The sequence below is a fragment of the Marinobacterium marinum genome, from assembly GCF_013868415.1.
Classification (GTDB): domain Bacteria; phylum Pseudomonadota; class Gammaproteobacteria; order Pseudomonadales; family Balneatricaceae; genus Marinobacterium; species Marinobacterium marinum.
Window position 1 is genome coordinate 121,246 of record NZ_JACEMT010000051.1, and the last position, 7,352, is coordinate 128,597.

The 7,352-nt window shown below is 54.6% G+C and carries 9 protein-coding genes; all 9 read left to right on the forward strand.

All coding sequences use genetic code 11. The annotated features are described in order from the left end of the window. The first annotated feature begins 160 nt into the window (after positions 1–160). The 9 genes from H1S06_RS11465 (at position 161) to tatC (ending at position 7,208) form a co-directional block, all read left to right on the forward strand. Positions 161–763 (forward strand): c-type cytochrome, encoded by a 603-nt coding sequence (locus H1S06_RS11465; RefSeq protein ID WP_181740282.1) that lies wholly within the window; start codon positions 161–163, stop codon positions 761–763. 138 nt (positions 764–901) lie between these two features. Further along, entirely contained in the window at positions 902–1,525 is a 624-nt protein-coding gene (locus H1S06_RS11470) for a thiol:disulfide interchange protein DsbA/DsbL (RefSeq protein WP_181740284.1), read from the forward strand. A gap of 125 nt (positions 1,526–1,650) precedes the next feature. Further along, complete coding sequence (locus H1S06_RS15735; RefSeq protein WP_181740286.1) at positions 1,651–3,216, forward strand: GGDEF domain-containing protein; 1,566 nt, start codon at positions 1,651–1,653, stop codon at positions 3,214–3,216. Between the two features lie 51 nt (positions 3,217–3,267). Continuing rightward, the gene (ubiB, locus tag H1S06_RS11480; protein WP_181740288.1) at positions 3,268–4,887 is read left to right on the forward strand and encodes a ubiquinone biosynthesis regulatory protein kinase UbiB; all 1,620 of its coding nucleotides are present in this window, start codon (positions 3,268–3,270) and stop codon (positions 4,885–4,887) included. 70 nt (positions 4,888–4,957) lie between these two features. Next, on the forward strand, positions 4,958–5,356 hold the full coding sequence (hisI, locus tag H1S06_RS11485) for a phosphoribosyl-AMP cyclohydrolase (RefSeq protein WP_181740290.1): 399 nt from the start codon (positions 4,958–4,960) through the stop codon (positions 5,354–5,356). A gap of 3 nt (positions 5,357–5,359) precedes the next feature. Further along, complete coding sequence (locus H1S06_RS11490; protein ID WP_181740292.1) at positions 5,360–5,689, forward strand: phosphoribosyl-ATP diphosphatase; 330 nt, start codon at positions 5,360–5,362, stop codon at positions 5,687–5,689. Positions 5,690–5,776: 87 nt separating this feature from the next. Then, positions 5,777–6,040, forward strand: coding sequence for a twin-arginine translocase TatA/TatE family subunit (tatA, locus tag H1S06_RS11495; RefSeq protein WP_181740294.1), 264 nt, complete (start codon positions 5,777–5,779; stop codon positions 6,038–6,040). 11 nt (positions 6,041–6,051) lie between these two features. Beyond that, positions 6,052–6,414 (forward strand): Sec-independent protein translocase protein TatB, encoded by a 363-nt coding sequence (gene tatB, locus H1S06_RS11500; RefSeq protein WP_181740296.1) that lies wholly within the window; start codon positions 6,052–6,054, stop codon positions 6,412–6,414. Continuing rightward, complete coding sequence (tatC, locus tag H1S06_RS11505) at positions 6,411–7,208, forward strand: twin-arginine translocase subunit TatC (protein ID WP_181740298.1); 798 nt, start codon at positions 6,411–6,413, stop codon at positions 7,206–7,208. The genes tatB and tatC overlap by 4 nt, the downstream gene beginning before the upstream one ends. Positions 7,209–7,352: the final 144 nt, after the last annotated feature.

Consider the following 7,352-nt stretch of genomic DNA (forward strand, 5'->3'; position numbering starts at 1 on the left):
TCCAGTTTGTGGGGATATTGGTTTATAATGCCGCCAATTTTACCCGCGAACAGAGCCTGTCTCCAGTCAGGGTAATAGTAGAAATTGGCCATTTTCGCCGTTTGACCTCAAAGGGCGGAAATATACACACATTTCGTCAAGCAAGAGTCTGGGTTAGTCAATGAACAAACTACTGATCAGCTTACTGGTAAGCATCGGCCTCACCGGCGTCGCTCACGCGGCAGGTGACGCGGCTGCAGGCCAGGCCAAGACTGCCGTTTGTGCAGCCTGCCACAGCGGAGATGGCAACAGCGTTGTAGGTAACTTCCCGAAACTGGCTGGACAGGGTGAAAAATACCTGCTGAAGCAGCTGAATGATATCAAGAGCGGAACACGCATGGTGCCGGAAATGACCGGCATGCTGACCAACCTGAGCGATCAGGACCTGGCTGATATCGCTGCGTTCTATGCCAGCAAGAAGGTACAACTGGGTCAGGCGGCGGCCGATCAGGTTGAACTGGGTCAGAAAATCTGGCGTGCCGGTGTTGCCGACAAGGGTGTTGCGGCCTGTACCGCTTGCCATGGCCCGACAGGCCAGGGTATCGACAGCGCGGCCTATCCATCACTGAGCGGTCAGCATGCGCAGTATGTTGAATCGAGCCTCAACAAATTTGCCAAGGGCGAGCGTGACAACGACCCGGCCAACATGATGCGCGATCTCGCTGCTCGACTGAGTGAAGCCGAAATCAAGGCGGTTTCTCAGTATGTTCAGGGTCTGCACTGATCCATCTTGATGGGGTGCAGCACCACTAGAGGCGGCCATGGCCGCCTTTTTTGTATCTGCAATCGGCGGCAGCTGAACTAAACTGGGTGCTACGGGGTCTACCCTGAATTCGCCAAAACGACAAACAGGAAGAGAAGCATGTTGAAAAAATTACTGACAACGGTAGCCCTGTCTCTGGTTGCGACCTTGTCATGGGCCGAGGAATATCGTGCTGGAGAGCATTATTTCGAGTTGTCCTTTCCGGTGAAGACCGCTGCGGCGGACAAGATTGAAGTGACAGAGGCCTTCGGTTATCCCTGCCCGCATTGCAATACCTTTGAGCCGATGCTGGAACAGTGGCGCAAGCAACAGGCCGAAGATGTGAAATTTGTCGGTTTGCCGGTTGTTTTCGGGCGCAGTTGGGAACCGTTCGCGCGCGCCTATTATGTAGCCGAACTGAGTGATAAAGTGGATGAAACGCATCAGGCCATGTTTGATGCCGTACATCTTGAGCGCAAGCGTTTTGGCAATGTTGATGATCTGGCGGCCTTTTACAAGCCGTTCGGGATTGAGCCGGAGCAATTCGGCAAGCTGTTCGATTCCTTTGCGGTCAATATGCAGCTGAAGCAGGGTGACTCGCGTGTGCGCAGCTATGAAATCACCGGTGTGCCGGCCATGGTGGTGAATGGCAAGTACCGTATAACCGCTCAGTCTGCAGGCGGACATAAAGAGATGCTCAAGGTGGTGGACTACCTTGTTGAAAAGGAGCGTGCCGGGAACTGATACCTGCCGGTATTTCCGTACGCCCAGAAAACCGCCTGCATCAGGCGGTTTTGCGTTTTTATTCCCTGGTGAAGTGAATCTTTTATTCGATGACATTCCCTAAGGTTTGGTGAAAGAGGTAGCGCGTGCCTGAGCAAGTCGACTGGAAACGGCGATATACCGAGCTGACCCGTGAAACTGATCGGCAGCGGCAGACAGATGCACGTTGGCGGGAGGAACTGGTGGCCCTGGTGCGCCATTTAGGCATGGGGTTGCGCGGGCATGAGTCCGAGCTTGATCACGCGCTTGAGGCGCTCGATCAAGCGCTCCAGTCGCAGGACGAGACGCGGCTCTTTCCACTGAGCAGTCGGCTGAAACAGCAGTTGAACCAATTGGACTTTGATCGCGAGCAGACCCGAGAGAAGGTGCTGCGCAGCCTGACCCAGTGGGGGCAACAACTGCATCAGTTGAACAGTACCTCCCGGCTGGAGCCTGCTATTCAAAGCGTGGAATCGAGAGTGCCAACAGAAACCGGACAGCTTTCGACATTGTCGAGTCTGCTGGCGGAGCTGGTAGAGTTACAGAGCCGAGTTTTGCAGAATGCCGAAGCCGAGGTTCGAAACAGCGAGTTCGAACTGAACCGGGACAACCAGCAGAATCTGGAGTTGCTGCAGGCCGAAATTGCACAACAGCTGATCGACCTGCTGGAGTTGCTGCAGATACCTCTAGAGGGTGTTGCGCAGGCTCGAGAACTGGTGCGTGAGCTGGAGCAGGGAGTGTCGCTGGAACGTTTGCCGGGGGCCATTGCCGTTTTAAATCGCCTGATACGTATGTCGACCGGCAGCAACCAGGGAGAGTTTGAAAGCTATTTGCGTATCCTGAACTCTCAGCTGTCCTATATACAGCAGTTTCTGGAAGAAAGCCGTAGCGAGAGGCGCGGTTCTCGGGATGCGCAGCAGAAATTGAACGATGATGTGCGTCGTGACGTGCGTACCATCCATCGTTCAGTTCAGGACTCGCAGGATATTGTCCATCTTAAGCAGACCGTGACGCGTCAGCTGGTTTCCATTATCCGTAGCATGGAACAGTTTCGTTCGCATGAGCTGGAACGGGAGCAGCAGCGTAACCAGCGCTATGAAGCACTGTTGCGCAAAGTGGATGAGATGGAGCAGGAAACACACAAGGCTCGTGCTCGGGTGCAGGAAGAGCAGCTGCGTGCGCGCACCGATCCATTGACGGGTCTGCCCAACCGGGCCGCATACGAACAGCACCTGCAGGCCGAAATGCAGCGCTGGCAACGTTATGGGTCTCGTTTCTCCATGGCGGTTGGCGATATTGACTTTTTTAAGCAGATCAATGACCACTTGGGGCATCTGGCAGGTGACCGGGTGTTGCGTTTGGTTGCTCGAGTGTTGAAGCACAACCTGCGCAGTACTGATTTTATTGCCCGCTTTGGCGGTGAAGAATTTGTGATCCTGTACCCTTCCACGGCGGCAGAGCAGGCCAGGCAGGCGACCGAGAAGCTGCGTATTGCCATTCAGAACAGCCCGTTCAACTTCAAGGGTGAGCCGGTCAGGGTGACATTATCCTTTGGAGTGGCAGAGATTCGGAGTGGTGATGACGCCGAATCTCTGTTCGTTCGTGCCGATAAGGCGCTGTATCGGGCGAAAGAACAGGGACGAAACCAGACAGAAGCCGCTTTTACAGGCTAAAATGGCCCTCTTCTTGAACAGGATAGGATTTTTCTGGCTGTGCGGACTCTAATGCGCTCGCTGAAGATCGCGTGGATCTTCGCCTATTATCGACTGGATACCTTCTTTGATCAGCCACTGTTGCCCTGGTATGTAAGGGGGCTGTGTCGGCTGCTGCCCTGGCGCTACTTTGTCCCGGCCAAACGCAGCCAGTCAGAACGCCTGCGTCTGGCGCTGGAGGCATTAGGTCCCGTGTTCATCAAATTTGGTCAGATGCTGTCAACGCGGCGCGATCTGTTGCCCGAGGATCTGGCGGAAGAACTGGCCAGGCTGCAGGACCGGGTTCCCCCGTTTTCCGGCGAGCGGGCTCGCCGGATTATCGAGCGAGAGCTCAAGCAGCCGATTGAGGCGGTCTTTGCGCGGTTTGATATAGAACCGATGGCGTCGGCATCCGTTGCTCAGGTCCATGCCGCAACACTGCATACGGGGCAGGAGGTGGTGGTGAAGGTGATTCGCCCGGGAATAGGGGCGGTCATTCGCCAGGATGTGGCGCTGCTGTACCTGATTGCCCGACTGGTACATGCTTTGTGGGCGGAGGGGCGGCGTCTGCGTCCCGTAGAGGTCGTGTCCGAATACGAGCAAACCATCTTTGACGAGCTGGACTTGCGTAAGGAAGCGGCCAACGGCTCTCAGCTGCGTCGTAATTTTGACCGGTCCAGCATTCTCTACGTGCCAGAAGTGTTTTGGGATTACACCCGGCAGCATATTCTGGTGATGGAGCGTATCCACGGAATCCCAGTGGCCGATATCGCGCAGCTTGAAGCCCAGGGATCGGATATGAAAAAACTGGCGGAGCGTGGCGTCGAGATCTTTTTCACACAGGTGTTCCGTGACAGTTTTTTCCATGCGGACATGCATCCCGGGAATATCTTTGTTTCTCGTGATAATCCGTCTGACCCTCAATACATCGCAGTGGATTTTGGCATCATCGGTTCGCTCAATGCCGAAGACCAGAGCTATCTGGCGCGCAATATTCTGGCCTTTTTCAAGCGTGACTATCGGCAGGTGGCGCAGCTGCACATTGATTCAGGATGGGTGCCGCGGGATACCAATGTGCATGCGTTCGAAACGGCCATCCGCAGTGTCTGTGAGCCGATTTTTGAAAAACCGCTGAAAGATATCTCCTTTGGCATGGTGTTACTGGGCCTGTTTCAGACGGCGCGTCGCTTCAATATGGAAGTCCAGCCACAGCTGGTCTTGCTGCAGAAAACGTTGCTGAATATAGAAGGGCTTGGGCGGCAGCTTTATCCCGAACTTGACCTTTGGCAAACCGCCAAACCGTTCCTGGAAAACTGGATGCAGGAACGGATGGGCGCCAAGGCCGTGTATCGCCACGTCAAGGCACAGGCACCCGAATGGTTGGAGAAACTGCCGCATCTGCCTCAAATGGTCTATGACAGTCTTGAACAGCTGAAGCTGCACTCGGCAGCGGATGCCCGGGTCCAGCTGCTGCTGCTGGAGCGTCGTCAGACTGATCAACAGCGACAACGTCGCCACCTGTTGCTGGGCAGCGCGCTGCTGATCGGGGCGGTATTGATTGCACAGCCCGAATATAGGTCGCTGGTAGCGGGTTGGCCCTGGTACGCATACCTTTCCGGGGGATTGGGCGGCTTGTTATTGTGGCGTGCTTGAGGTAGTCGCTGCAGCATGGATCGGTTATGCTTCGCGACTGACTATACTTAACAGAACAGATGGAATGCGGATGTCGGCAGATTGGCTTGAGCAGATCAAATGGGATGAAAAGGGATTAATACCGGCGATTGCCCAGGATCATCGGAGCGGACGTGTGCTGATGGTGGCCTGGATGAACGAGGAGGCCTTGCGCTTGACCGTTGAGGAAGATAGGGCGATCTATTGGTCCCGGTCCCGTAACCGGTTATGGCGCAAGGGCGAAGAGTCCGGGCATGTGCAGAAGCTGCATGAACTGCGTCTTGACTGTGATGGTGATGTGATTTTGCTCAGTGTCGAGCAGTTGGGTGCCATCGCCTGTCATACTGGACGAGAAAGCTGTTTCTACCGTGTTCTGCGAGCGGATGGCGAGTGGGAAACCGTAGATGACGTGCGCCGCAACCCCGAAGAGATCTATACGAATAAGGCTTGAGCCATGACTGATGTCCTTTCCCGTTTGCATGACGTGCTTGAAGCACGCAAAGGTGCCGACCCCGAGAGTTCCTATGTTGCTTCCCTGCACGCCAAAGGTCTGAACAAGATCCTTGAAAAAGTGGGGGAAGAGAGTGTCGAGACGCTGCTGGCCGCCAAGGATGCCGCATCGAGTGGCGATACGTCCGATCTGATTTACGAAACGGCCGATCTCTGGTTTCACTCGTTGGTGATGTTGTCCCACCTGGGTGAGAGCCATGAGGCCGTACTGGACGAATTGGCGCGCCGGTTCGATCTGTCAGGTCTGGAAGAAAAAGCATCCAGAAGCACATGATTGCCGCGTCATGCCCATGACGTGGTGACAGGCCTTACGTGCCAACCCATTTAATCAAATTGAGCGTCATTTAGCCTAGGAGTTCTCATGCTTGGTGGAATTAGTATCTGGCAGTTGCTGATTGTTCTGGTCATCATCATCCTGTTGTTCGGCACAAAAAAGCTGCGCAATATCGGGGGTGACCTGGGAGGCGCATTGAAAAGCTTCAAGAAAGCCGTCAACGATGATGGACCGGAACAGAAAGGCAAGTCTGCAAGCGAAGAGCCGCAACAACTGACCTCCGGGCAGGATGCTCAGTTCAAGGACAGTGACTCGGCGGATGCCAAGACTGACAAGACAACGCAGAAATAAGTTGCGCGGCCATGTTTGATATTGGCTTTTTTGAACTGCTGGTTGTCGGTGTCGTTGCGTTGTTGGTGCTGGGGCCTGAGCGCTTGCCCATGGCTGCGCGCACCTGCGGCCTCTGGTTGGGGCGTGTACGTCGTTCACTGGGGTCCATTCAGTCCGAGATTCGTGAAGAGCTGAGACTGGAAGAGCTCAAGCGAACCACGGCGCTGCAACAGGAGCAGCTGACCCGCGAACTGGATGAGATGCGTCAACCCTTTGTCCAGTCCACTGAGAATGATAAGCGAGAGAGCGAAACTGCTGCCTCTGCAGATGTGGCTGCTTCGGGGGGCCGCGATATACGTGCGGGTGACAATAGCCAGGGTAAGGACAAGGCATGAGTGCTGAACATATGGATCAGGCGCAGCCACTGATTGCGCACCTGGTGGAATTGCGTCAGCGCCTGCTGTATTCGGTATTGGCGATTCTGGTGATTTTTCTGGGGCTCTTTGCTTTTGCCAACGACCTCTATACCTGGTTGTCCGCACCCCTGACGGCTTTGCTGCCGGAAGGGACCAGTATGATTGCCACAGACGTAACCTCCCCCTTCTTTGCGCCCTTTAAACTGACATTGGTAGCGTCGGCCTTTCTGGCAATGCCGTTTTTACTGCATCAGGCATGGAGCTTCATTTCACCGGGGTTGTACTCGCACGAGAAACGACTGGCGATTCCGCTGCTGGCTTCCAGTATTTTCCTGTTCTATCTGGGAGTCGCTTTCGCCTACTTCGTTGTGTTTCCGTTAATATTCGGTTTCTTCACCAGTGTCGGTCCGGACAATATAGCGGTTATGACCGATATCAGCAGCTATCTCAATTTTGTGCTCAAGCTGTTTTTCGCGTTTGGGCTGGTGTTCGAAATACCGGTTGCCACACTGCTTTTGCTGTGGTCAGGTGTTGTGACGGTTGCGGGGCTGCGAGCCAAGCGTGCTTACGTTATTGTTGGCTGCTTTGTGCTGGGGATGCTGCTGACGCCTCCTGATATCATTTCGCAAAGCCTGCTGGCGGTTCCCATGTGGCTGTTGTTCGAATTGGGGATCCTGCTGGGGCAGGTGTTGATCAAGCGCCCTCGTGAAACAAATGATGTTGAAGAGGAGCTGGATGAAGCCATGGAAGAAGAGAAACGGAACCGGCAATAACGACAGGGTTTCCTTATAGGGGAATAGTAAAACGAACACAGGCGCCCTTGGGCGCCTGTGTTCGTTTTCACGCTGCTTTCATCATTTTGAAACTTTTTTACCTCAGGGCGTTGACACCGGTTCAGGGATCAGTAGAATACGCCT